This window comes from Micromonospora sp. WMMD1219, assembly GCF_049315215.1.
Taxonomy (GTDB): domain Bacteria; phylum Actinomycetota; class Actinomycetes; order Mycobacteriales; family Micromonosporaceae; genus Micromonospora; species Micromonospora tulbaghiae.
In genome coordinates this window covers 3,740,500-3,763,613 of record NZ_CP186057.1, presented here as the reverse complement: position 1 = coordinate 3,763,613, position 23,114 = coordinate 3,740,500, and the positions used below count along the sequence as shown (strand labels likewise).

Annotated in this window: 22 protein-coding genes, 1 tRNA gene and 1 pseudogene; 11 read left to right on the top strand and 13 right to left on the bottom strand. The window is 71.5% G+C overall.

Annotation, left to right across the window (positions count from 1 at the left end):
* Positions 1-35 precede the first annotated feature (35 nt).
* The 7 genes and pseudogenes from ACN27C_RS18180 (at position 36) to ACN27C_RS18150 (ending at position 4,213) form a co-directional block, all read left to right on the top strand.
* A complete protein-coding gene (locus tag ACN27C_RS18180; protein ID WP_422746937.1) occupies positions 36-839 on the top strand; it encodes a class I SAM-dependent methyltransferase in 804 nt (267 codons plus the stop codon).
* A 107-nt stretch (positions 840-946) separates the two neighbouring features.
* Complete coding sequence (locus ACN27C_RS18175; protein ID WP_358172765.1) at positions 947-1,498, top strand: Uma2 family endonuclease; 552 nt, start codon at positions 947-949, stop codon at positions 1,496-1,498.
* 41 nt (positions 1,499-1,539) lie between these two features.
* Positions 1,540-1,758 (top strand): DUF2945 domain-containing protein, encoded by a 219-nt coding sequence (locus tag ACN27C_RS18170; protein ID WP_030503817.1) that lies wholly within the window; start codon positions 1,540-1,542, stop codon positions 1,756-1,758.
* A pseudogene (locus tag ACN27C_RS18165) lies at positions 1,745-2,089 on the top strand (DUF3140 domain-containing protein); the annotation flags it as partial. The gene ACN27C_RS18170 and the pseudogene ACN27C_RS18165, both read left to right, overlap by 14 nt.
* A gap of 44 nt (positions 2,090-2,133) precedes the next feature.
* The gene (locus ACN27C_RS18160; protein WP_422746934.1) at positions 2,134-3,000 is read left to right on the top strand and encodes a lysostaphin resistance A-like protein; all 867 of its coding nucleotides are present in this window, start codon (positions 2,134-2,136) and stop codon (positions 2,998-3,000) included.
* Between the two features lie 48 nt (positions 3,001-3,048).
* Entirely contained in the window at positions 3,049-3,798 is a 750-nt protein-coding gene (locus tag ACN27C_RS18155; protein ID WP_422746932.1) for an SDR family NAD(P)-dependent oxidoreductase, read from the top strand.
* A gap of 7 nt (positions 3,799-3,805) precedes the next feature.
* Positions 3,806-4,213 carry a MerR family transcriptional regulator gene (locus tag ACN27C_RS18150; RefSeq protein WP_422746930.1) on the top strand — a complete coding sequence of 136 codons (408 nt, stop codon included), beginning with the start codon at positions 3,806-3,808 and terminating at the stop codon, positions 4,211-4,213.
* 107 nt (positions 4,214-4,320) lie between these two features.
* On the opposite strand, the gene polA is transcribed toward ACN27C_RS18150, so the two are convergent.
* From polA to ACN27C_RS18095, 11 genes are all read right to left on the bottom strand, one after another.
* The gene (polA, locus tag ACN27C_RS18145; RefSeq protein WP_422746928.1) at positions 4,321-7,020 is read right to left on the bottom strand and encodes a DNA polymerase I; all 2,700 of its coding nucleotides are present in this window, start codon (positions 7,018-7,020) and stop codon (positions 4,321-4,323) included.
* Between the two features lie 72 nt (positions 7,021-7,092).
* Entirely contained in the window at positions 7,093-7,845 is a 753-nt protein-coding gene (locus ACN27C_RS18140; RefSeq protein ID WP_174535931.1) for an amino acid ABC transporter ATP-binding protein, read from the bottom strand.
* 53 nt (positions 7,846-7,898) lie between these two features.
* Entirely contained in the window at positions 7,899-8,876 is a 978-nt protein-coding gene (locus ACN27C_RS18135) for an amino acid ABC transporter permease (protein ID WP_121683024.1), read from the bottom strand.
* Positions 8,877-8,880: 4 nt separating this feature from the next.
* Positions 8,881-9,786, bottom strand: coding sequence for an ABC transporter substrate-binding protein (locus ACN27C_RS18130; RefSeq protein ID WP_422746926.1), 906 nt, complete (start codon positions 9,784-9,786; stop codon positions 8,881-8,883).
* Between the two features lie 32 nt (positions 9,787-9,818).
* Positions 9,819-10,529: an ABC transporter ATP-binding protein gene (locus ACN27C_RS18125; RefSeq protein ID WP_422746924.1), complete on the bottom strand. Its 711-nt coding sequence runs from the start codon at positions 10,527-10,529 to the stop codon at positions 9,819-9,821.
* Positions 10,519-11,364: an ABC transporter ATP-binding protein gene (locus ACN27C_RS18120; RefSeq protein ID WP_121683027.1), complete on the bottom strand. Its 846-nt coding sequence runs from the start codon at positions 11,362-11,364 to the stop codon at positions 10,519-10,521. The genes ACN27C_RS18125 and ACN27C_RS18120 overlap by 11 nt, the downstream gene beginning before the upstream one ends.
* Positions 11,357-12,496 (bottom strand): branched-chain amino acid ABC transporter permease, encoded by a 1,140-nt coding sequence (locus tag ACN27C_RS18115; RefSeq protein WP_013475843.1) that lies wholly within the window; start codon positions 12,494-12,496, stop codon positions 11,357-11,359. The genes ACN27C_RS18120 and ACN27C_RS18115 overlap by 8 nt, the downstream gene beginning before the upstream one ends.
* Positions 12,493-13,443: a branched-chain amino acid ABC transporter permease gene (locus ACN27C_RS18110; protein ID WP_091420555.1), complete on the bottom strand. Its 951-nt coding sequence runs from the start codon at positions 13,441-13,443 to the stop codon at positions 12,493-12,495. Before ACN27C_RS18110 ends, ACN27C_RS18115 begins: the two co-directional genes overlap by 4 nt.
* 105 nt (positions 13,444-13,548) lie before the next feature.
* The gene (locus tag ACN27C_RS18105) at positions 13,549-14,709 is read right to left on the bottom strand and encodes a branched-chain amino acid ABC transporter substrate-binding protein (RefSeq protein WP_356956796.1); all 1,161 of its coding nucleotides are present in this window, start codon (positions 14,707-14,709) and stop codon (positions 13,549-13,551) included.
* Positions 14,710-14,966: 257 nt separating this feature from the next.
* A complete protein-coding gene (locus ACN27C_RS18100; RefSeq protein WP_422746920.1) occupies positions 14,967-16,184 on the bottom strand; it encodes a hypothetical protein in 1,218 nt (405 codons plus the stop codon).
* A 37-nt stretch (positions 16,185-16,221) separates the two neighbouring features.
* Entirely contained in the window at positions 16,222-16,842 is a 621-nt protein-coding gene (locus tag ACN27C_RS18095) for an ANTAR domain-containing response regulator (RefSeq protein WP_013287522.1), read from the bottom strand.
* Positions 16,843-16,935: 93 nt separating this feature from the next.
* Here ACN27C_RS18095 and ACN27C_RS18090 point away from each other — a divergent pair.
* Together ACN27C_RS18090 and ACN27C_RS18085 are read left to right on the top strand one after the other, a co-directional pair.
* A tRNA-Leu gene (locus tag ACN27C_RS18090) sits at positions 16,936-17,009 on the top strand.
* A 33-nt stretch (positions 17,010-17,042) separates the two neighbouring features.
* Positions 17,043-17,789, top strand: a complete 747-nt coding sequence (locus ACN27C_RS18085) for an LAGLIDADG family homing endonuclease (RefSeq protein WP_422746918.1) — start codon at positions 17,043-17,045, stop codon at positions 17,787-17,789.
* 36 nt (positions 17,790-17,825) lie between these two features.
* Here ACN27C_RS18085 and ACN27C_RS18080 read toward each other — a convergent pair whose 3' ends face one another.
* A complete protein-coding gene (locus ACN27C_RS18080) occupies positions 17,826-19,001 on the bottom strand; it encodes a trans-sulfuration enzyme family protein (protein ID WP_422746916.1) in 1,176 nt (391 codons plus the stop codon).
* Positions 19,002-19,084: 83 nt separating this feature from the next.
* On the opposite strand from ACN27C_RS18080, the gene ACN27C_RS18075 reads away from it, so the two are divergent.
* Both ACN27C_RS18075 and ACN27C_RS18070 read left to right on the top strand, forming a co-directional pair.
* On the top strand, positions 19,085-19,564 hold the full coding sequence (locus tag ACN27C_RS18075) for an Lrp/AsnC family transcriptional regulator (protein ID WP_047894721.1): 480 nt from the start codon (positions 19,085-19,087) through the stop codon (positions 19,562-19,564).
* A 61-nt stretch (positions 19,565-19,625) separates the two neighbouring features.
* Complete coding sequence (locus ACN27C_RS18070; protein WP_350815937.1) at positions 19,626-20,621, top strand: LLM class flavin-dependent oxidoreductase; 996 nt, start codon at positions 19,626-19,628, stop codon at positions 20,619-20,621.
* A gap of 167 nt (positions 20,622-20,788) precedes the next feature.
* Here ACN27C_RS18070 and ACN27C_RS18065 read toward each other — a convergent pair whose 3' ends face one another.
* Positions 20,789-23,071, bottom strand: a complete 2,283-nt coding sequence (locus ACN27C_RS18065) for a cellulose binding domain-containing protein (RefSeq protein ID WP_422746913.1) — start codon at positions 23,069-23,071, stop codon at positions 20,789-20,791.
* Positions 23,072-23,114: the final 43 nt, after the last annotated feature.

The window sequence follows — 23,114 nt, the reverse complement described above, 5'->3', positions numbered from 1 at the left end:
GACCGGCCCGGCACCGCCGGACCTAGCGTGGACGGGTGGACGACGACAGGGTGACCCGCCGACGGGTCGACGCCGGCGAGATCCGCCGCGCCAACCGCGGATGGTGGGACACCGACGCCGACGCGTACCAGGCCGAGCACGGCGCGTTCCTCGGCGACGCCGACTTCGTCTGGTGCCCGGAAGGGCTGCGCGAGGCCGACGCCCGGCTGCTCGGCGACGTGGCCGGCCGGCGGATCCTCGAACTCGGCGCCGGGGCGGCCGCCGCCGCCCGCTGGCTCGCCGCCCAGGGCGCCCGGCCGGTCGCGCTGGACCTGTCCGCCGGCATGCTGCGGCACGCCGCCGAGGCCGCCGACCGCACCGGGGTACGCGTGCCGCTGGTGCAGGCCGACGCGCTCGCCCTGCCGTTCGCCGACGCCGCGTTCGACGCGGTCTGCACCGCGTTCGGCGCGATCCCGTTCGTGGACGACTCGGCGGCGGCGATGCGCGAGGTGGCGAGGGTGCTGCGCCCCGGCGGCCGGTGGGTCTTCTCGGTCACCCACCCGATGCGCTGGATCTTCCTGGACGACCCGGGCGAGGGCGGGCTGACCGCGGTGCACTCGTACTTCGACCGCTCCCCCTACGTCGAGCAGGACGAGCACGGCGTGGCCACGTACGTCGAGCAGCACCGCACCCTGGGCGACCGGATCCGGGAGCTGGTCGGCGCCGGTTTCCGCCTGCTGGACCTGGTGGAACCGGAGTGGCCGGCCGGGCACGAGGGGATCTGGGGCCAGTGGAGCCCGCTGCGCGGCCGGCTGTTCCCCGGCACCGCCATCTTCGTCGCCGAGAAGCCGACGGACTGAGCGCGTCGCACGTCCGGTGCGGCAGGGGCTCCGGCACCCGGCGGTACGCTCGCCGCATGAGCGCCGAGCCCGTCCCGACATCACCTGGCCCCTGGTGTCCGGACCCGATGCGGCAGCAGCGTGCGGACTACACGCTGGAGGATCTGCTCACCCTGCCGGACGACGCCCCCCGCGTCGAACTCGTCGACGGAGTCTTCCAGGTGACGCCCTCCCCCACCCTGGGCCACCAGACAATCTCCAGCCTGCTGTGGCTCTGGCTTCGATCGCACGCACCGGCTCACCTACGGGCGTCCCAAGCCATCGGGGTCGGACTCAGCCCGAACACCAGCCGGCAACCGGACGTCCTGCTCCACCACGCCGGGCTGCCGAGCGACCGGTCCCTCCTGCGACCGGCGGACGTCGTCCTGGCCGTCGAGATCGTCTCCCCCGGCACCCGGCGGGTCGACCGGTTCGCCAAGCCGGGCGAGTACGCCGCCGCAGGGATTCCCTTCTACTGGCGGATCGAGCAGGATCCGGTGCACCTCTACGCGTACCGCCTCGGTGACCGGATCGGCCCGGGCGGCGAGCGGCAGTACGAACTGGTGGACGACGGCAGCGAGGTGATCGAGCTGCCCGAGCCCTTCGCGATCAAGCTGCCGATCGCGGAGATCCGGCCCTGACGACGCCGTTACTCGGTATCCGCCGCGGGTAACCGGGCGGCATGGCCGAGAAGGAGTTCCGCGCCGGGGACCACGTCTCCTGGGCCAGCCACAGCGGCCGGGCGTACGGCGTCGTCAAGGAGAAGCTGACCGAGCGCACCCACGTCCGCGGGCACACCGTGAACGCCTCGCCGGAGCAGCCGCAGTACCGGATCACCAACGACGACTCGGGCCGCGACGTCGCCCACCGTCCGGAGGTGCTTCGCCATGAGTCGCGCTGAGGACCCGCAGCAGACGTACCGGGAGTTCACCGACGCGGTGAACATGAAGCCGGGCGAGCTGTCCCGCTGGCTGGAGAGCGAGGAGTCCAAACACGTCGGCTGGCACAAAAAGGGCACCCAGGGCGGCGAGTCGGTCGGCCACGACTCCGGCCGGCGCATCGTCGACCTGCTGCGCCGCAAGCGCGCCGACCTCACCGCCGCCGACTACAAGCACATGCGCAAGGTGATCGGATACGTGCACCGGCACCTGGCGCAACGTCCCGCGGGTGACGTCCGGGACACCAGGTGGCGCTGGTCGCTGATGAACTGGGGCCACGACCCGCTCAAGGGCTGAGCCGGCCGGTCCGTTCGCCGGGCGTTGGTACCGTGCCCGCGATGACGACAGACGTCTCAATCGCCGGCCGTCATCCCCGCGCCGGGCGGGTGGTCCTCGTGGCCGGCCTCGGCCTGATCGCCGTCGCGGCAGTCTTCCTGGTGGTGACCGGCAACACCGGCGTCAGGTACAGCGCCGACCACGACGGCACCGTGCCGATGTGGAGCCGCTGGATCCCGGCGCTGGCCGCGATCGCGCTGATCCGCCTGATCCCGCCCGCGCCCGACCCGAGGTGGCCGGACCCGGTAGCGCCGTACCGTGAGGCGGTGCCGCTGCTGCTGGCCGGGATCGCGTTCGCCGCCGTCATGCCACTGCTGGGGGGCGAACCCGCGTACACCGTGTGGAAGCTCGCGCTGCTGCTCGGCGTACCCCTTGTGGTGTTCCTGGCCGCGCGCCGCCTGCCGCCACGGTGGCGGGCGGGGCCGGCCCCGGCGGACGCCGCCCACCGGTGGGGTCCGGCGCTGCCGGTGGCGGTGTGGCTGGTGCTCAGCTACGCGACGCCGCTGTCCGTGCCGGCGAGCGACTGGGGGCGGACCGTCACGCCGGTCGAGCTGGTCGTCACGCTGCTTGTGGCCTTCGCGGTGAACGCGCTGCTGGAGGAGGCCTTCTACCGGCGGTGGCTGCAGACCCGGTGGGAGTCGCTGCTGGGCCGCTGGCCGGCGATCGTGCTCGCGTCGCTGGTGTGGGCGGCCTGGCACGTGGCCATCCAGGGCAGCGGCCGGCCCGCCGTCGACCTGGCGTCGGTGGTCGTCAACCACGGCGCGCTCGGGCTGTTCCTCGGCTACCTGTGGTCCCGGTACCGCCGGATGTGGCCGCTGCTCGTGGTCCACGGCGCGGTCAACGCGATGCCGGTCCTGCTCGGTCTCTGACCGGCCCGCTTGACCCTGCCGCAGGCGGCAGGGTCGGACGATGCCGGCATGGAACGCCGCACGCCACGCGTCGCCGTGGTCACCGGTGCGGGGACCGGCATCGGCCGGGCCACCGCACGCTCCCTCGCCACCTCCGGGTACGCAGTGGTCGCAGTCGGCCGGCGCGCCGCGCCGCTGGCGGAGACCGCCGCCGGCCGGCCGGGTATCGCCCCGCTGACGGCCGACGTCACCGCTCCCGACGGGCCGGACCGGGTCGTCCGCGCCGCGCTCGACCGGTACGGCCGCCTCGACGTCCTGGTCAACAACGCGGGCGTGGCCGGCGGCGGGCCGCTGGCGGAGCTGGACGAGGACGCCGCCCGGCGGCAACTGGAGACGAACCTCCTCGCGCCGATCCGGCTGGCGCACGCCGCCGTCGAGGCGCTCGCCGCGACCCGTGGCGTGATCGTCAACGTCACCACGTCGGTCGGCCTGCGCGCCTGGCCGGGCAGTTCGGTGTACGCGGCGGGCAAGGCCGCGCTGGACTCGCTGACCCGCAGCTGGGCGGTGGAACTCGCGCCGCTCGGCGTCCGGGTGGTGGCGGTGGCGCCCGGCGCGGTCGACACTCCCATCGGCGAGCACAGTGGCCTCTCCCCCGAGCGGCGCGCGGCGGTACGGGACTGGCAGCTCGCACACACCCCGGCGGGCCGGATCGGCCGCCCGGAGGACGTAGCCTGGGCGATCCGGCGGCTGTGCGAGCCGGAGGCGGACTTCGTCACCGGTGTGGTGCTGCCGGTGGACGGGGGCGCGGTGGTCGCGTGAGAGGACGGTGGCGGCGGTGCGGATCGGCGCGGTGGCGAAGGCGACGGGCTGCACGCCGCGTGCCCTGCGGCACTACGAGGAACACGGGCTCATCGCCTCGGCCCGGGCCGCGAACGGTTATCGCGAGTACGACGCCGCGGTCGTCACCCGGGTCCGCAACATCCGTCACCTGCTCGACGCCGGGCTGACGCTGGACGACGTGCGGGTCTTCCTGCCCTGCCTGGACGGGGACGTGGCGTCGGCGCCGCCGTCCCCGGCGGGGCTGCGGGTCGGCCGGGAGCGGCTGGCCGTGCTGGACGCCCGGATCGCGGCCCAGGTGGCCGTCCGGGACCGCCTGGCCGCCGCCCTCCAGGCCGCCGCCGCTGCGCCCTCGCCCCTGCTCCCGCCTCCTCCGCCGCCTCCTCTTGTGCGGTGATCAAGGAGTTTGTGTCCCCGAACGGGCTCGGGCGTGACACAAACTCCTTGATCATTGCCGGGGCGGGTGGGTGGGCGGTGGCCGACGCGGGTGGGGCGGCGGTGGGGTCAGTGGTCGGCGCTGTTCCAGTCGCGGCCCTCGCCCACCGACACCTCCAGCGGCACCGACAGCGGGTACGCCTCGCCCATCTCCTTGCGCACCAGCGCCTCCAGCGCCTCCCGCTCGCCCGGCGCGACCTCGAAGACCAGCTCGTCGTGCACCTGCAACAGCATCCGGGAGCGCAGCCCGGCGTCGCGCAGCGCGTTGTCGACGTGCAGCATCGCGACCTTGATGATGTCGGCCGCCGAACCCTGGATCGGGGCGTTGAGCGCCATCCGCTCGGCCATCTCGCGGCGCTGCCGGTTGTCGCTGACCAGGTCGGGCAGGTAGCGGCGGCGACCCAGGATGGTGGAGGTGTAGCCGTCCTGGCGAGCCCGGGCCACCACCTCCTGGAGGTAGTCGCGGACCCCGCCGAACCCGGCGAAGTAGTTCTCCATCAGCCCGCGCGCCTCCTCGGCGCTGATGCCGAGCTGCTGGGACAGGCCGAACGCGCTGAGCCCGTACGCCAGGCCGTAGTTCATCGCCTTGATCTTGCGGCGCTGGTCGGCGGTCACGTCGCCGACCTCGACCGTGAAGACCGAGGACGCGGTGGCGGCGTGGAAGTCGTGCCCGGAGTTGAACGCCTCGATCAGCGCGTCGTCCGAGGACAGGTGCGCCATGATCCGCATCTCGATCTGGCTGTAGTCGGCGGTGAGCAGGCACTCGTAGCCCTCGCCGACGACGAACGCGCGCCGGATCCGCCGCCCCTCCTCGGTGCGGATCGGGATGTTCTGCAGGTTCGGCTCGGTGGAGGACAGCCGCCCGGTCGCCGCCACCGTCTGGTTGAACGTGGTGTGGATCCGGCCGTCGTCGGAGACCGACTTGAGCAGACCGTCGACAGTCGACTTGAGCTTCGCCACGTCGCGGTGGCGCAGCAGGTGGTGCAGCAGCGGGTGCTCGGTCTGCGCGTAGAGCCACTGGAGCGCGTCGGCGTCGGTGGTGTAGCCGGTCTTGATCCGCTTGGTCTTGGGCAGGCCCAGCTCGGTGAAAAGGATCTCCTGGAGCTGCTTCGGCGAACCGAGGTTGAACTCCCGGCCGACCACCTCGTACGCGCTCTGGGCGGCGGCCTTCACCTCGGCGGCGAAGTGCGCCTCCAGCTCGGAGAGGTAGTCGGTGTCGGCGGCGATGCCGGTGCGCTCCATGGTCGCGAGCACCCGCATCAGCGGCAGCTCCACGCCGGCCATCAGCCGGGCCGACTGCTCGCCGTCGCGGGACAGCTCGGCGTCGATCGCGTCGGCCAGGTCGAGCGTGGCGCGGGCCTGGAGCATGAGGTTCTGCTCGGCCACGCCCTCGTCGCCGAGCCCGTCGAGGGTGAGCTGACCGGTCTCCGGCGCGTCGACGCGCAGCTCCCGGTGCAGGTAACGCAGCGCCAGGTCGGTCAGGTCGTAGGAGCGCTGGTCGGGGCGGGCCAGGTAGGCGGCGATCTGCGTGTCGCGGGCGATGCCCTGAAGCTCCCAGCCGTGCGCGGCGAACGCCAGCACCGCCGGCTTGCTGTCGTGCAGCACCTTCGGGCGCTCCGCGTCGGCGAGCCACCCGGCCAGCGCGGTCTCGTCGTCGGCGCCCAGGGCGCTCGGGTCGAACCAGGCGCCCGCGCCGGCGGCGGTGGCCAGCGCCATCGCGGTCACCGTGGCGGTGTGCCGGCGGTTGGGGCCGGTGTCGAGCGTGACCGCCAGGCCCACCGGGGCGCCCGCCGGGGCGTGCGTGTCGAGCCAGCCCGCGAGCGCGCCCGGCTCGGTGAGCACCTCGCCGGCCAGGTCGAAGCCCGCCTCGGCCTCCGGCTCGACGGCTTCCAGGTATTGGTAGAGCCGGTCGCGCAGGATGCGGAACTGGAGCGTGTCGAAGACCTGGTGCACGGCTTCGCGGTCCCAGCCCTGCCAGCGGGCGTCCTCGGGGCGGACCGGCAGCTCCAGGTCGGAGACCAGGCAGTTGATCTCGTAGTTGCGGATCACGTCGGCCAGCCGCTCACGCAGGCTGTCGCCGGCCTTGCCCTTGATCTCGTCGGCGCGGGCCACCACGCCCTCGACGCCGCCGTACAGGTTGATCCACTTGGCCGCGGTCTTCGGGCCGACACCCGGTACGCCCGGCAGGTTGTCGCTGGTCTCGCCGACCAGCGCGGCCAGGTCGCGGTAGCGGTCCGGGGTGACGCCGTACTTCGCCTCGACCGCGGCCGGGTCCATCCGGGCCAGGTCGGAGACGCCCTTGCGCGGGTAGAGCACTGTCACCTGCTCGCCGACGAGCTGGAACGCGTCCCGGTCACCGGTGGTGATCAGCACGTCCATGCCCTGGTCGCGGGCCTGGCAGGCGAGCGTGGCGATGACGTCGTCGGCCTCGTAGCCCTCCTTCTCGACCACCGGCACGCGCAGCGCGGCGAGGACCTCCTTGACCAGGCTGACCTGGCCCTTGAAGTCGGTGGGGGTCTCGCTGCGGCCGGCCTTGTACTCGGAGTACCTCTCGGTGCGGAAGGAGCGGCGGGAGACGTCGAACGCCACGACGATGTGCGTCGGCTGCTCGTCGCGCAGCACGTTGATCAGCATCGAGGTGAAGCCGTAGACGGCGTTGGTCGGCTGCCCCGTGGTGGTGGAGAAGTTCTCCACAGGCAGGGCGAAGAAAGCCCGGTATGCCAGGGAATGTCCGTCGACGAGGAGCAGGCGCGGCGTCGTAGCTGTCACGGCTGCGACTCTAGTCCGTACGCCCGACAACTCCGGCCTCCGGTGCGGCGCGCGCCGCACCGGAGGCCGAGGTCAGAGAACCTTGGCCAGGAACGCCTTGGTCCGCTCGTGCTTCGGCGCCGAGATCACCTCGCGCGGGTCACCCTGCTCGACCACCACGCCGCCGTCCATGAACACGAGGTGGTCGCCCACCTCACGGGCGAAGCCGATCTCGTGGGTCACCACGATCATCGTCATGCCGTCGCGGGCCAGGTCCTTCATCGTGTCCAGCACCTCGCCCACCAGCTCCGGGTCGAGCGCGCTGGTCGGCTCGTCGAACAGCATCAGCTTCGGCCGCATGGCCAGCGCCCGGGCGATCGCCACCCGCTGCTGCTGGCCGCCGGAGAGCTGACCGGGGTACGCGCCGAGCTTGTCGCCCAGCCCCACCCGGTCCAGCAGCTGCGCGGCGTGCTCCCGGGCCTGCGCCTTCTTCGCCTGGCGCAGCAGCACCGGCGCCTCCATGACGTTCTGCAGCACCGTCATGTGCGGGAACAGGTTGAACCGCTGGAACACCATGCCGATGGCACGGCGCTGGGCGGCCACGTCCCGGTCCCGCATCTCGTACAGCTTGCCGCCGCGCTCCCGGTAGCCGATCAGGTCGCCGTCGACCCAGATCCGGCCGGCGTCGATCTTCTCCAGGTGGTTGATGCAGCGCAGGAACGTCGACTTGCCGGAGCCCGAGGGCCCCAGCAGGCAGCACACCTCGCCGGAGCGGACCTCCAGGTCGATGCCCTTGAGCACCTCCAGCGGCCCGAACGACTTGTGCACCTGCTCGGCCCGCACCATCAGGCCGGACCCGGCCGTGGGCGCGGTGGCCTGCGCGGGCACGATCAGCTCGGTCACTTCACCACCCCCGCGCCGCCACCGGCCTCGGCCGTCATCCCTCGCAGCCTCAGCCGGGCCCGCCCGGTGACGCCGTATCCCTTGCCGAAGTGGCGCTCCAGGTAGTACTGGCCGACGAGCAGGATGCTGGTCAGGAACAGGTACCACAGGCACGCCGCGACGTACATCGGGAAGATCTGGAACGTCCGTTTGCCGACGGCGTCGAGCTGGAAGAACAGCTCCACGCTCACCGGCACGTAGAGCAACAGGGACGTGTCCTTGAGCATGGCGATGGTCTCGTTGCCGGTCGGCGGGATGATCACCCGCATCGCCTGCGGCAGCACCACCCGGCGCAGTAGCTGGGCACGGCTCAGGCCGAGTGCCTGAGCGGCCTCGGTCTGACCGGGATCGACCGACTGGATGCCGGCCCGGACGATCTCCGCCATGTACGCGGCCTCGGAGAGCGCGAGGCCGAGCAGACCGGCCATGAAGCCGGTGAGGATGTCACGGGAGGAGAACCCGAACAGCCGCAGTTGCAGGTTGTCGATGCCGAACAGCTGGCCGATCTGGGTGTCGAACGGCACCCCGAACTCGACCCGGCTCCACAGGATGCCGATGTTGCCGAAGACGGCCAGCAGGACCAGCCGGGGCACGGCCCGGAAGAACCAGGTGTAGAGCCAGGCCACGCCGCGCAGGATCGGGTTGTCCGACAGCCGCATCACCGCGATCACCACGCCGAGCGTGACGCCGATGAGCATCGCGCTGACAGTCATCAGCACGGTGCCGCGCAGCAGGCCCTCGATGATCGGCGGCCGGAACATCTTGTCGACCATGAAGGACCAGTTGAAGGCCTCGTTGGTCACCAGCAGGTGGACGAACATCGCGGCCAGGACGGAGAGCACCGCCACGGCGACCCATCGTCCGGGGTGCCGCACGGGCACGGCCTTGATCGGTTCCGGCCGTGCCCGCGCGGTTGTCGCTTCCTCGGTGGTCATGTCGTCACGGGTTGATCGCGGGGTCCGTGATCGCGCCGTCTCCCACCTTCCACTTGTCGAGCACCTGCTTGTACGAGCCGTCGGCGATCACGGCCTTGGTGGCGTCCCGCACCGCCTCGGCCAGCTGCGTCTGCTCCTTGGCCAGCACGTAGCCGTACGGCGCCGCCTCGTACTGCTTGTCCAGCAGCTCCAGGGCGTCGTTGGACTGCGTCACCGCGTACACGCCGACCGGGTAGTCGGCCAGCATCGCGTCGTCCTTGCCGGACACGACGGCGGCGGTGGCGGCGTCCTGGCCCGGGAACTGGTCGACGGTGATCGCCGGCTTGCCGGCGTCGGTGCACGCCTTGGAGCGCTTCTGGATGTCCTCGACCTGGACCGTGTCCTTCTGCACCGCGATCTTCTTGCCGCAGGCGTTGTCCAGCGCGATCCCGGCCGGGTTGCCCTTCTTGGTCACCCACTGGGTGCCGACCTGGAAGTAGCTGACCATGTTGGCCTGGCCCTTGCGCTCGTCGTTGATGGTGAACGACGAGACGCCTGCCTCGTACTTGCCCGAGTTGACGCCGTTGATGATGTCGCCGAACGGCGCCGAGACGAACTCCGCCTTGAGGCCCAGCTTGGCCGCCACCGCGGTGAACAGCTCGACGTCGAAGCCGATCACGGTCTTGCCGTCGTTGTCCAGGAACTCCGCCGGGGCGTAGGTGGAGTCGGTGCCCACCACGATCTTGCCGTCCGACTTGATCGCGTCCGGGACCTTCGCGGCCAGCGCGGCGTCGACCGACGACGCGACGCTGGGACCGCCGCCGGGCTGGTCGGTGCTCTCCTCCTCGCCGCACGCGGCGAGGGAGAGCAGCAGGACGGCCGCACCGGCGACGCCGAGCGCCGCCCGCCGTCCGGGGTTGGGGTGGAACATGGCTGTACTCCTTATTGCGAGGGGTCGGCCGGTCAGGCCACGCCGAGGTAGGCCTCTTTGACCGAGGGGTCGTGCAGCAGGTCCGCGCCGGTGCCGCTCTTGACGATCCGGCCGGTCTCCAGCACGTACGCCCGGTGGGCGCGCGCCAGCGCCTGCTGGGCGTTCTGCTCCACCAGCAGGATCGTGGTGCCCTGCTGGTTGATCTCCGTGATGATCGTGAAGATCTGCTGGATCAGCATCGGCGCGAGACCCATCGACGGCTCGTCGAGCAGCAGCAGCTTCGGCCGGCTCATCAGCGCCCGGCCGACCGCGAGCATCTGCTGCTCGCCGCCGGAGAGCGTGCCGCCGGCCTGCTTGCGCCGCTCGGCCAGCCGCGGGAACAGGTCCAGCACCCGGGCCAGGTCCTGCGCGATGCCGGCCTTGTCGCGCCGGGTGTACGCGCCCATGTCGAGGTTCTCCAGCACCGTCATGCCGGGGAAGATGCCCCGGCCCTCGGGTGCCTGGCACAGTCCGCGCCGGACCCGCAGGTCGGCGCGGAGCTTGGTGATGTCCTCGCCGGCGAACTTGATCCGGCCGGAGGCGACCGGCCGGATGCCGGAGATCGCCCGCATGGTGGTGGACTTGCCGGCGCCGTTCGCGCCGATCAGCGCGACGATCTCCCCCTCGTCCACGGTCAGGCTGATGCCGTGCAGCGCCTGGATCCGCCCGTAGAGCAGGCTCACGTCCTCGATCTCAAGCAGCATCGTCCGGCACCCCCAGGTACGCCGCGACCACCTTCGGGTTGTCCCGCACCTCGGCGGGCAGCCCTTCGGCGATCTTCTTTCCGAACTCCAGGACCACGATCCGGTCGGTCACGCCCATCACCAGGCGCATGTCGTGCTCGATCAGCAGCACCGTCACGCCCTGGTCCCGGATCTGCCGGATGAGCTGGAGCAGCTCCTCCTTCTCCGCCGGGTTGAAGCCGGCGGCCGGCTCGTCCAGGCAGAGCAGTTTCGGATCGGTGGCCAGCGCGCGGGCGATCTCCAACCGCCGCTGCTCGCCGTAGGACAGGTTGCGGGCGAACTCGTGCATCCGGTTGCGGATGCCGACGAACTCCAGCAGGCGCTCGGCCTTCTCCCGGCCCTCGCGCTCCTCCTTCCAGTGCCGCGGCAGGCGCAGCAGGGCGGAGATCACGCTGGTCTTGTGGTGCGCGTCCGCGCCGACCTGGACGTTCTCCAGCGCGGTCATCTCCGGGAAGAGACGGATGTTCTGGAACGTACGGGCCATGCCCATGCGGGTGATCTGGTGGCGCTTCTTGCCACTGATCTTCTGGCCCAGGAACCGGATCTGCCCCTCGGTGGGCTGGTAGATGCCGGTCATCGCGTTGAAGCAGGTGGTCTTGCCGGCGCCGTTCGGGCCGATCAGACCGAGGATCTCACCCTTGTAGAGGGTGAAGTCCACGTCGTTGAGGGCCACCACGCCGCCGAAGCGCAGCGTGACGTGGTCGACCTCCAGCAACGGCTCCCGCTTGTCGACCGCCTCGACGGCGGGGGCCGCCGCCTGGACCGGAACCTTCGGGTTCTGCTCGGTGTCACTCACCGACGATCACCTCCTTGCGGCGGTCCTTGAACTCCGCCGCTCGTCGCCGGTTCGGGATCAGGCCCTGCGGCCGGAAGATCATCATCACCACGAGCACCAGACCGAAGAACAGGAACCGGTACTCGTACAGCTCCACGCCGAACAGCTCGATGCCACGGAACCGCTCGATCATGTACGCCACCAGGCCACCGCCGACGATCGCGCCGACGATGTTGCCCGAGCCGCCGAAGATGACAGCGGCCAGGATGATGATCGAGTTGAGCAGCTCGAAGTTCTGCGAGTTGACGAAGTTCTGCTTACCGGCGAACAGCGCGCCGGCCAGGCCGGCGATGGCCGCGCCGGAGGCGAACGCCCACAGCTTGAACTTGAACGTCGGCACGCCCATGAGCTGGGCGGCGTCCTCGTCCTCGCGGATCGAGATCCAGGCCCGGCCGACCCGGCTGTGGGTCAGGTTCCGCACCCCGATCACCACCAGGATGATCAGCGTGAGCACCAGCCAGTAGTACGGGCGGGCGTCGAGCACGCCGAACCACGGCCGGCCGTCGGCGTACTGGCCGGGCGGGTGCGGGATCTGGTTGAAGCCGCGCTGTCCCTTGAGGAACTCGGAGCTGACCGCCGCGATCCGGATCATCTCGGCGAAGCCGAGCGTCACCAGCGCCAGGTAGTCGCCGCGCAGACGCAGCGTCGGCGTACCGAGCATGACGCCGGAGACCATGGTCAGGGCGATCGCGATCGGCACCACCAGCAGCCACGGCCACAGCGTCTTGATGTCGCTGCTCGGCGAGGTCAGCACCGCGACCGTGTACGCGCCGACGGCGAAGAAGCCGAAGTAGCCGAGGTCGAGCAGACCGGCGAAGCCCACCACGATGTTGAGCCCGACCGCCAGCAGCACGTAGATCGAGACCGTGAACATCACCTGGGTGAAGTTCGCGCCGGGCGTCGGGATCGGCCCGAGGTACTGGTAGAACTCCTTGTTCGGCAGCGCGTAGAAGAACGCGATGACCGCGACCAGCAGCACCCAGCGCACCCAGCGCGGCGCGTGGTGCCAGCGCTCCGAGATCGCGTGCCGGCCCTGCCGCAGCTTGTCCGCCGCCGTCTCCCGCCGCTCCGGCGGGTCGATGGTGGTCGTCATGCGCGTGCCCTCCCCAGTGATTCGCCGAGCAGACCGGTCGGCCGGAACATCAGCAGCACGACCAGCACCGCGAACGCGGCGAAGTCCTTCCACTGACTGCCGAACAGGCCCGCGGCGTAGTTCTCCACGACGCCGAGCAGCAACCCGCCGACGAGCGCGCCGCGCAGGTTGCCGATACCGCCGAGCACCGCCGCGGTGAACGCCTTGAGGCCCAGCAGGAAGCCGACGCTGTAGGTGAGCGTCTGGATCCGCACGTCGTACAGCAGGCCCGCGACGCCGGCCATGGTGCCACCGGCGATGAAGACCATCAGGATGATGCGGTCCTTGTTGACGCCCATCAGGGCCGCCGTGTTGGCGTCCTGGGCCACCGCCCGGATGCCGCGGCCGGTACGGCTGCGGTTGATGAACTGGTCCAGCGCGAACATCATCACCAGCGCGGAACCGATCGTGAGCAGCTGCACCGCGTCGATCGGCACCCCGGCGATGTGGAACAGCGGCTCGGAGCTGACCAGGATGGGCGCGCCCTCCGGCCGGCGCCGGGTGTAGACGCCGAACGCCTCGGAGATGGCGATCGAGGCGCCGATGGCGGTGATGAGGAACGCCAGCGGCGGCGCGTTGCGCTTGCGCAGCGGCCGGTACGCGACCCGTTCGATCACCGTGGCGGTGCCCGCCGAGGCGATGGCCGCCACGATCATCGCCACCAGCAGGTAGAACAGGATCGAGCCGATGCCGCTGACCTGGGAGTTCTGGTCGAGTCCGAAGCCGTTCCAGGTCCAGATCGCGGCGAACGCGCCGGCGATGAAGACCTCGGAGTGGGCGAAGTTGATGAGCCTTAGCACGCCGTACACGAGCGTGTAGCCGAGCGCGACCAGGGCGTAGATGGCGCCCTGCGTCAAGCCGGTCGTGGTGAGTTCCCCGAAGTTGGAGAACAATCCGTCGAAGTCCAAGGGAGGGACGCTCCGTCGCTCAAGAGAAAAAGAGGGTGCGGCCGGGAGCCAGCTCCCGGCCGCACCCGCGATCACTACTCAATCGCCAGTCCAGCGATCGAACGATCAGGACTTGGGGATCTCCTGGTCCGGGACGACCTTGCCGCCCTGCACCTTGAACGCCCAGACCTTGACCTGCGCCGGGTCGAGCTCGCCGCCCTCGACGAACTTGTAGCTGGCGGCAACGCCCTCGCCGCTGTAGCCCTTCACGAACTCCAGCAGGTCGGCACGGGTGCTCTTGCCGGCCTTGATGCCCGCCAGCAGGATGTTCGCCGCGTCGTAGGCGGTGTCGCTGTAGGTGCCCGGCTCGGTGCCGTTGAGCGCCTTGAAGTCGGCGGCGAAGGTGCCGCGGGCCTCGGTGGACGGAGCGCAGGGGCAGGTGAGGATGGTGCCCTCGGCAGCGGCGGCACCGGCGGAGGTGATGTACGCACCGTCGTTCACGCCGTCACCGGCGACCAGCGGGGCGGTGACGCCGGCAGCGGTGAGCTGCTTACGGATCAGGCCGGCCTCCTGGTAGTAGCCGCCGTAGAAGACCGCCTTGACGTTGGCGGCCTTGACCTTGGTGACCACACCGGAGAACTCGACCTGCTTGCCCTCGCCCTGGACCTTGTCGCTGCCCACGACCGAGGCGCCGAGGACCTTCTTGACCTCGTCGGCCAGGCCGGCGCCGTACGCGGACTGGTCGTCGATGACGTAGACCCGGTCGGCCTTCATCACGTTCTTGATGTAGTTACCGGCGGCGGGGCCCTGGCTCAGGTCGTTGCCGACCGCGCGGAAGAAGGTCTTCCAGCCCTGCTCGGCGAGGCTGGGACGGGTCGCGGAGGGGGTGATGGTGACCAGACCGGCCTCGTTGAACAGCGGGCCGGCGGCCTCGGACTCGCCCGAGTAGGCCGGACCCACGACACCCAGGATCTTGGTGTCGTCGATCGCCTTCTGGGCCAGACCCGGCGCCTGGTCCGGGCTGCCCTGCGAGTCGAGCTCGGCGAGCTCGACCTTGCAGTCCGCGTTCTCCTTGTTGTACTTGTCGACGGCCAGCTTGACGCCGTTCTTCTCGTTGATGCCCAGCGCGGCCGAGCTTCCGGTCAGCGCGCCGAAGAAAGCGATCTTGCTCCCGCAGGCGCTGCCCCCGGAACCCTCATCGTCGCTGCCGCTGGAACAAGCGGTGCCACCGGCGACGAGCGCCAGCATGGCGACCCCGCCGATCACGCGTGCGAGCTTCTGCCTCAAGGCCCGAACCCTCCTCCGTCCATGATCCGAACCACCCGCCGCTGATTGGCCCTTGCGGGGTGGACGAACCAAGACCGTCGTCGCCGGTCTGGGGCGGGACGTTATCCCACCGCGAGCGGTGGCGTAAGACCTGGAAAGCGGGGTTGACCGAACCGTTACACGCCGTGGCGGATTCAAGCCCATCGGCGTAAGAACCGAAGGCGCGCAAAGGCTTTCGCCGACCATTCCTCGGTAACGGGCCAGGCGTCCACCACCCGCTACTGATCGATGCCCGGCACCACCCCCCACCAGGCCTGAGACCTCATTCCGCCGTCGGTGACCGCGAGCAGCACGTCACCGTGGACGGCAACCACCATCGCGGTGTCACCCCCGTCCGGCATGGGCACCGGCGTGATCACCGGACGCCACGAGACACCGCTGTCGCGAGACGTCCAGAGCCGCCGTTGCGCCCCGTCCCCGGTCACCGCGACCAGCCGCCGACCCGACGCCGCGAGCGAGTCCACCGACAGCACCCCGGGTCCGGCCGCGCCGAACCCGCCGACCCGCTGCCACACGTCCGCCGGCCCGGAGGGCTGCCGGCCGCAGCCGTCGCACGCGCGCCACACCGCGAAACCGTCGCCCACCGGACCGACAGCCACCGGCCCGCCGTCGAGCTGCGCCACCCGCTCCGCCGCCCCGTACGCGCCCGCCGGCACCGGCAGCACCGCCCGCCGCCACGCCCGGCCGTCGGCGGACGACCAGGCCAGCGGCGTCCGGGCCGTACCTCCGGGCGGCAGCAGCGACCCGACGGCCACCCACCCGGACCCCACCGCGGCGACGTCGTACGCCGCCGTCCGGCCCCGGCCGTCGCCGGCCAGCCCCGGGACCGCCTCACGCAGGACGAACCCCTCGGCGTCCGGCGACGTCCACACCGCCGCACCCTCGGCCCGCGCTCCCGCGATCAGCCAGCCGCCCGGCCCGGCCGCCAGCCGCGACGCGCTCACCGCGCGCGGACCGCCGAACAGCTCGAACGGCGCCGGCACCTCGCGCAACGGCCCGCCCGGCCGCCAGACCCAGGTCCCGGTACGCGGATTGCCGTGCACGCCACCGGCCTTCGCGCCCAGCGCCGCCATGCCGTCGTCGCGGCAGGCGACCGCGTAGAGCACATGCTGACGGCCGTAGAACGTCCGTGCCCGCACCGGAAGCGGGGACCAGGTTGCGCCGTCCGAACTGGACCAGGCCACCGGCCGGGTCTCCCCCACCGGATCGACGAGCCCGCCCACCGCGTACCACCGGCCGGCGCAGCGCGCGACGTCGCGCAGCACCGGACGCCCTGCGGCACCGACCGGAGCGAACAGCTCGGCGACCCGCCAGTCCGGACGCACCGGCTCCGGCGCCGGCTCGGCGGGCGGGCTCGGTGCGTCACGGCAGGCCGCGAGCAGCAGCACGGCGGCTGCCACAGCGGCGAGCACCGGCCGGACGCGCGCGGGAGACATGGATCCGATCCTATCGATCGGATGCCTCCCCGGGAGGTCAGGACGCGGGCTGCTCCACCTCGCCGCCGGCGGTCTCGGCGAGGATCCGCTCGGCGACCTCCTTCATGGTCATCCGGTGGTCCATCGCGGTGCGCTGGATCCACTTGAACGCCTGCGGCTCGGTCATCCCGTACGTGGTCATCAGCGCGCCCTTGGCGCGCTCGACGGTCTTGCGGATCTCCAGCCGGTCGGTGAGGCCGGCGACCTCCGACTCCAGCGCGGCGATCTCGGAGTAGCGGGACAGCGCGATCTCCACCGCCGGCACCAGGTCGCTCTTCTGGAACGGCTTGACCAGGTACGCCATCGCGCCCGCCGCCCGCGCCCGCTCCACCAGGTCACGCTGGCTGAACGCGGTCAGGATGATCACCGGGGCGATGCGCGCGCCGGCGATCCGCTCGGCGGCGGCCAGCCCGTCCATGATCGGCATCTTGATGTCGAGGATGACCAGATCCGGCTTGAGTTCCTCGGCGAGCTTGACGGCGGTCTCGCCGTCACCGGCCTCGCCGACCACCTCGTAGCCCTCTTCGACGAGCATCTCGGCCAGGTCCAGCCGGATGAGCGCCTCGTCCTCGGCGATCAGAACGCGCTTGCGCTCGGCGTCCGCCTGCATCTCGCCCACGAGCCACTCCCACCGGTTCGAGCCCGACACCCGCCCTGCCGGGTGTCGCCGCCCCTAGCCTAGTAGGTAACCTGTTGGAGCCGAACTACAGAAGCCCCTGTAGCCCAACCGGCAGAGGCGCGATTCTCAAAAGATCGACAGTGTGGGTTCGAATCCCACCGGGGGCACAAAGTGTCATACAGGCGTTCGAAGATGGCCTGGTGCATCCACCCGAGATACGCGCCCGCGCACGAAGCCTGTACCTCGCCGGAGCGACGGTCGCCGAGGCTGCCCGCGCCGTCGGGTTGGCCTATCCGACCGTCCGGCACTGGTGCAAGGAACGCCCCGAGCCGAGGCAGCGGAGCACGGCGGAGCGGTGTTTCCGCTGCCGGGCAGGTGTCGACAATCCGCCATATCCGGCGCAGTACGCTTACCTTCTCGGCCTCTATCTCGGCGACGGTCACCTGGTCGTCGGCCGGGTGCCGGTGCTGCGCGTCTTCTGCGCCGACGCCTGGCCGAACCTGATCGCCGCCTGCGAGGACGCAATGCGGGCGGTCCTGGCCACGTCGGTGCAGCGGGTGCAGAAGCGCGGGTGCGTCGCCGTGCAGAGTTACGGGATGCACTGGCCGTGCCTGTTCCCCCAGCACGGGCCGGGCAAGAAGCACGAGCGCCCGATCGTCCTGGCCGACTGGCAGCGGCCCATCGTCGAGGCACACCCCGGCGACTTCCTGCGCGGCCTGTTCCATTCCGACGGCTGCCGGGTCAGCAACCGGGTGACCGTGCGCGGCAAGAAGTACGTCTATCCGCGCTACATGTTCGTCAACGAGTCGGCCGACATCATCGGCCTCTGCCAGCAGGCCCTCGACCGGCTCGGCATCGCCTGGCGGATGAACCGCCGCAATTCCCTGTCGGTGGCTCGCCGGGATGCAGTGGCGGCCCTCGACCGGCACGTCGGGCCGAAGTCGTGACCGGGCGACGCCGCGGACGCGGGCGACCGGTCGCCGTCAGATCCGCGCCAGCGCCCGGGCGAGATCCGCCCGCAGGTCCTCCGGGTCCTCCAGGCCGACCGAGACGCGCAGCAGCCCGCCGCAGGGCTTGGCGTCGCCCTCGACCGGCCGGTGGGTGAGCGACGCCGGGTGCTGGATCAGCGTGTCGACGCCGCCGAGCGACACGGCGTGGGTGATCAGCTCGCAGGCGCCGGCGACCTCGGCCGCGGCGGGCGTGCCGCCGCGCACCTCGAAGGCGAGCAGGCTGCCGGTGCCGGACATCTGGCGGCCGACCAGCCCGGCCGGGTCGTGCAGCGACGGGTGGTGGACGCGCTCGACGGCGGGGTGCCCGGCGAGCCAGGCGGCGAGCTTCTCCGCGCCGGCCTGCTGGGCGCGGACGCGCAGCGGGAGGGTCTGGATGCCGCGGTGCAGCAGGTACGCGCCGAGCGGGTGCAGGACGGCGCCGGTGACGGCGCGGACCTGGCGCAGCCGGGCGGCCCACTCGGGTCCACAGGCGACGACGCCGGCGAGGACGTCGCCGTGGCCGCCGATGCTCTTGGTGGCGCTGTGCAGCACGAGCGCGGCGCCGTGGCGGGCGGGCTGCTGGAGCACCGGGGTGGCGACTGTGTTGTCGACGAGCAGCGGGACGTCACCGGCGGCGTCGGCGAGCGCGGCGATGTCGACCAGGTCGAGGCTGGGGTTGGCCGGCGTCTCCACCACGACCAGGGCGGTGTCGGGGCGGATCGCGGCGGCCACGTCGGCGGGGGTGGCCCAGGTGACCTCGGTGCCGAGCAGGCCGGTGGCGAGGACGTGGTCGGTGCCGCCGTAGAGGGGGCGGACGGCGACGACGTGGCGCTTGCCGTCGCGGGTGGCGGCGAGCAGGGTGGCGGTGAGCGCGGCCATGCCGCTGGCGAACGCGACGGCCTCGGCGGTGCCTTCGAGCTGGGCGAGCGCGGTCTCGAACCGGGCCACTGTGGGGTTCCAGAGGCGCTGGTAGACGGCGCTGCCGCCGGCCGGGAGGGTGCCGCCGGTGGCCAGCGTCTCGTAGTCGTCACCGCCGCCGGCGACCGAGGGCAGCGGGTTGGTGGTGGACAGGTCGATGGGCGGGACGTGGACGCCGAGCCCGGCGAGGTCGGCGCGCCCGGCGTGTACGGCTGCGGTGTCCACGGAAGTCATGCCGGAAGCGTCGAACATGACGACAGTGGGAGGCAATAGCAGCGAACAAGATTCTGGCAATTACGCTTTAGTACGGCGGTGATTCGGTGAAGGATGGTCGCATGCCTGCCGCACCGAATGATGTACGGCCGTTCGCCGGCCTGGACGACACCGATCGCGCGATCCTCACCGAGCTGGCGGCCGACGGCCGGCTGCCGAACAACGCGCTGGCCGAGCGCGTGGGGGTGGCACCGTCGACGTGCCTGACGCGTACGCGGGCGCTGCGCGAGTGCGGGGCGATCCGCGGGTTCCACGCCGAGGTGGACCCGGCGGCGGTGGGTCTGCCGTTGCAGGCGCTGGTCTCGGTGCGGTTGACCGCGCACGAGCGGGCCGCTGTGGACGCGTTCCGGGCCCGGTCGGTGCGGCTGCCCGGGGTGGTGTCGGTGTTCCACGTGGCGGGCGCGGAGGACTACGTGCTGCACGTGCGGGCCGCGTCGGGCGACGCGCTGCGGGACTTCGTGCTCGATCATCTGGCTGTCGATCCGGCGGTGCAGCACACGCAGACCAGCCTGATCTTCGAGCAGGCCCGGGGTATGGGGTAGCGCACCCGGCGGAACAATTCCGGCACGTCGCGGGTTGCACCTCCCTGTGATCGACGTACCCATGTCTGTTCTTGATCTTGCCCCGGTGGCGGCGACCGGCAGTGCCGGTGAGGCGCTGCGGTACACCACAGAGCTGGCCCGCCGCACCGAGGAGCTGGGCTACCGCCGGTTCTGGGTGGCCGAGCACCACAACATGCCCGCCATCGCGAGTTCCGCTCCGGCGGTGCTGCTCGCGCACCTGGCGGCGAACACCAGCACGATCCGGCTCGGCTCGGGCGGCGTGATGCTGCCCAACCACGCGCCGTTGGTGGTGGCCGAGCAGTTCGGCACGCTGGAGGCGCTGCACCCGGGCCGGATCGATCTGGGCATCGGCCGGGCGCCGGGCACCGACCAGGTGACCGCGCTGGCGCTGCGCCGCACCATGGAGGGCCTGTCGGCCGAGCACTTCCCGCGTGAGCTGGCCGACCTGATGAACTACTTCTCCGGCGCCGAGCCGGGCCCGATCACCGCGACGCCGGGCCGCGGCCAGTCGCCGCAGGTGTGGCTGCTCGGGTCCAGCGGGTTCAGCGCGCAGCTGGCGGGCCTGCTCGGGCTGCCGTTCTCGTTCGCGCACCACTTCAGTTCGCAGAACACGATTCCGGCGTTGCAGCTCTACCGGCAGAACTTCCGGCCGTCGCAGTGGCTGGACCGGCCGTACGCGATGGTGGCGGTGAACGCGGTCTGCGCGGATACCGACGAGCGGGCCGAGTGGCTGGCCGGGCCGGCCGGGCTGTCGTTCCTGAAGCTGCGGTCGGGGCGGCCGGAGCCGCTGGTCACGCCGGAGGAGGCGGCGGCGTACCCGTACTCGGAGTTCGAGCGGGAGTTCGTCGCCCAGCGCCGCGACGGCCAGGCGACCGGCTCGCCGGAGACGGTGGCCCGGCAGCTCGGGGAACTGCTGGAGCGCACCGGCGCGGACGAGCTGATGCTCACCACGATGGTCTACGACGTGTCGGACCGGGTCCGCTCGTTCGAGCTGATCGCCGAGAAGGTGGCGGGCGGGCTGCGCCGGGAGGGCTGAAACACGCTCTTCATAGCCACGTCACCGCACCGTCGCGTGGGACGCCTAACTTTGTCCTCGGTGGTGGTACGGCATTCCCGGTCGGGACGGGTCGGGAATGCTGCGGTGTGGTGCACCGGGTCGCCGGCGGAGCGGATTCCGCGGCCGACGACCCGGTGCCTGCCGTTTCAGCGCAGGTAGATGTTCGGCGCCGGCGGCGTGCTCATGCCGTCGCCCAGATGAAAGCCCGGGTGCGGCGGCTGGTTGTAGGCCGTGTTCTGCCAGGCCACTGCCACCCGGTACTGCGGGTCGTGCATCAGCGTCGGCAGGCGCAGGCCGGTGGTCACAGGCGTGCTGTAGATGCGCAGCGCGGTGCTGTCGGAGGTGCGCCAGACGACCTCCTCGCGCCAGTCGCCGAGCAGGTCGGCCGAGAGCGCCGGGGTGGACTTGGTGCCGTTGTTGGAGGCGACGCCGCTGCCGGTGAGCAGCCGGGTCTCGCCGCCGGTGCCGTACTTGTCGATCTTCGTGGCGTCGAGCAGTTCCCGGACCGGGTCGCCGTCCCACCAGATCAGGAAGTTCGCCGACGACGGTTTGCGCCCGACGTTCTGCCCCCGGGTGTTGAGCAGCCCGTCGACCGCCGACGACCAGGACTCCGCGCCCGGGCTGCCGGCCCAGACGTCGCCGGAGACGCCACGGCCGTTGTCGCCGCTGGGCGCGGTCTGCCAGATGATCTGCCCGGTACGCGCGTCGGCCATCCAGGAGCTGGGCTTGCTGCCGTCCTCGTCGACCTTGAACACCTCCAGGCCGGAGCGGGCGGGGTCGAGGTCACCGACGTGCAGGGCGTCGCCGTGGCCGTTGCCGGTGGAGTACAGCAGCCGGCCGTTGTCGTCGATCGTGGCGGCCCCGTACACGATCTCCTGGCGGCCGTCGTTGTCGACGTCCGCCACGGAGAGCTGGTGGTTGCCCTGGCCGGCGGCGGCGCCGTTGCCGGAGGCGTTCGAGTCGAACGTCCAGCGCTTGCGCAGCGTGCCGTCGCGGAAGTCCCAGGCCGCGACGACGGCGCGGGTGTAGTAGCCGCGCGCCATGATCAACGAGGGTCGCTGCCCGTCCAGGTACGCGGTGCCGGCGAGGAACCGGTCGACCCGGTTGCCGTACGAGTCACCCCAGGACGAGACGGTGCCGCGCGGCGGGTCGTAGTCGACTGTGGACACGGCTGCGCCGGTGCGGCCGTCGAACATGGTCAGGTACTCCGGGCCGGCGAGCACGTAGCCGCTGGAGTTGCGGTGGTCGGCCGAGCCGTTGCCGATCACCTGGCCGGTGCCGGAGCGGGTGCCGTCGGCGGTCTTCACGGCCACCTCGGCGTCCCCGTCGCCGTCGTAGTCGTACACCTGGAATTGGGTGTAGTGGGCGCCGGCGCGGATGTTGCGGCCGAGGTCGACGCGCCACAGCCGGGTGCCGGTGAGCGTGTACGCGTCGACGTAGACGTTGCCGGTGTAGCCGGACTGCGAGTTGTCCTTGGCGTTCGACGGATCCCACTTGAGCACGAACTCGTAGCGGCCGTCGCCGTCGAGGTCACCGACGCTCGCGTCGTTCGCCGAGTAGCTGTACCCCTCCCCCGACGGGGTGGTGCCGCCGGGCGGCGGCTGGATCGGCACGTCCAGGTAACCGTTGGCGAACTGGAGCGCCGGGGCGGACGCCGCCTGCTCGGCGCCGTTCACCACGGCCCGCACGGTGTACGCCGAGCCGGCCGCCGCGCCGCTGTCCAGGTACGTGGTGGCGCCGGTGATGGGACTGCCGTTGACCTTGGTGCCGCCCCGGTAGAGGTTGAACGAAACCCCCGTGGTCTCGGTGCCGAGCAGTCGCCAGGAGACGAGGTTCCCGCTGCCGGAGCGGACGCTGACCAGGCCCCGGTCGAGGTCCTCCATCTGCTTCGCGCCGGCCGGCGGGGTGGTCGGCGGGGGTGTGGTCGGTGGCGGGGTGGTGGGCGGAGGTGTGGTGGGCGGCGGCGTGCTCGGTGGTGGCGTCGACGGCGGCGCGCCGGTGGACGGCGCGCCGGTGCAGGCGGTGCCGTTGAGCGTGAACGCGGCCGGGACCGGGTTCGACGCGTTGTTCCACGAGCCGTTGAAGCCGAAGTTCGCGGTGCCGCCGGTGCCGATGGCCGCGTTGTAGCCGGCGTCGCGGGCGCTGACCTGCGCGCCGGACTGGCTGACCGTCGCGTTCCACGCCTGGACGACCTGCTGGCCGGCGGCGAAGCTCCAGCCGAGGGTCCAGCCGTTGACCGGGTCGCCGAGGTTGGTCACTGTCACGTCGGCGCCGAAGCCGCCGCTCCACTGGTTGGTGATCCGGTAGTCGACCCGGCAGGCGACGGCCGCCGCGGCGGCCGTCATCGTGGTGAGCGCGCCGGCCGACAGCGTGACCGCCGAGGCCGCGGCGAGCAGCGCGATCCGGCGGCGTGGGGTGGTGGGGTGCACGGGGAATGCCTTTCGCGGAGGTCAGGCACGCGACGGGACCGGT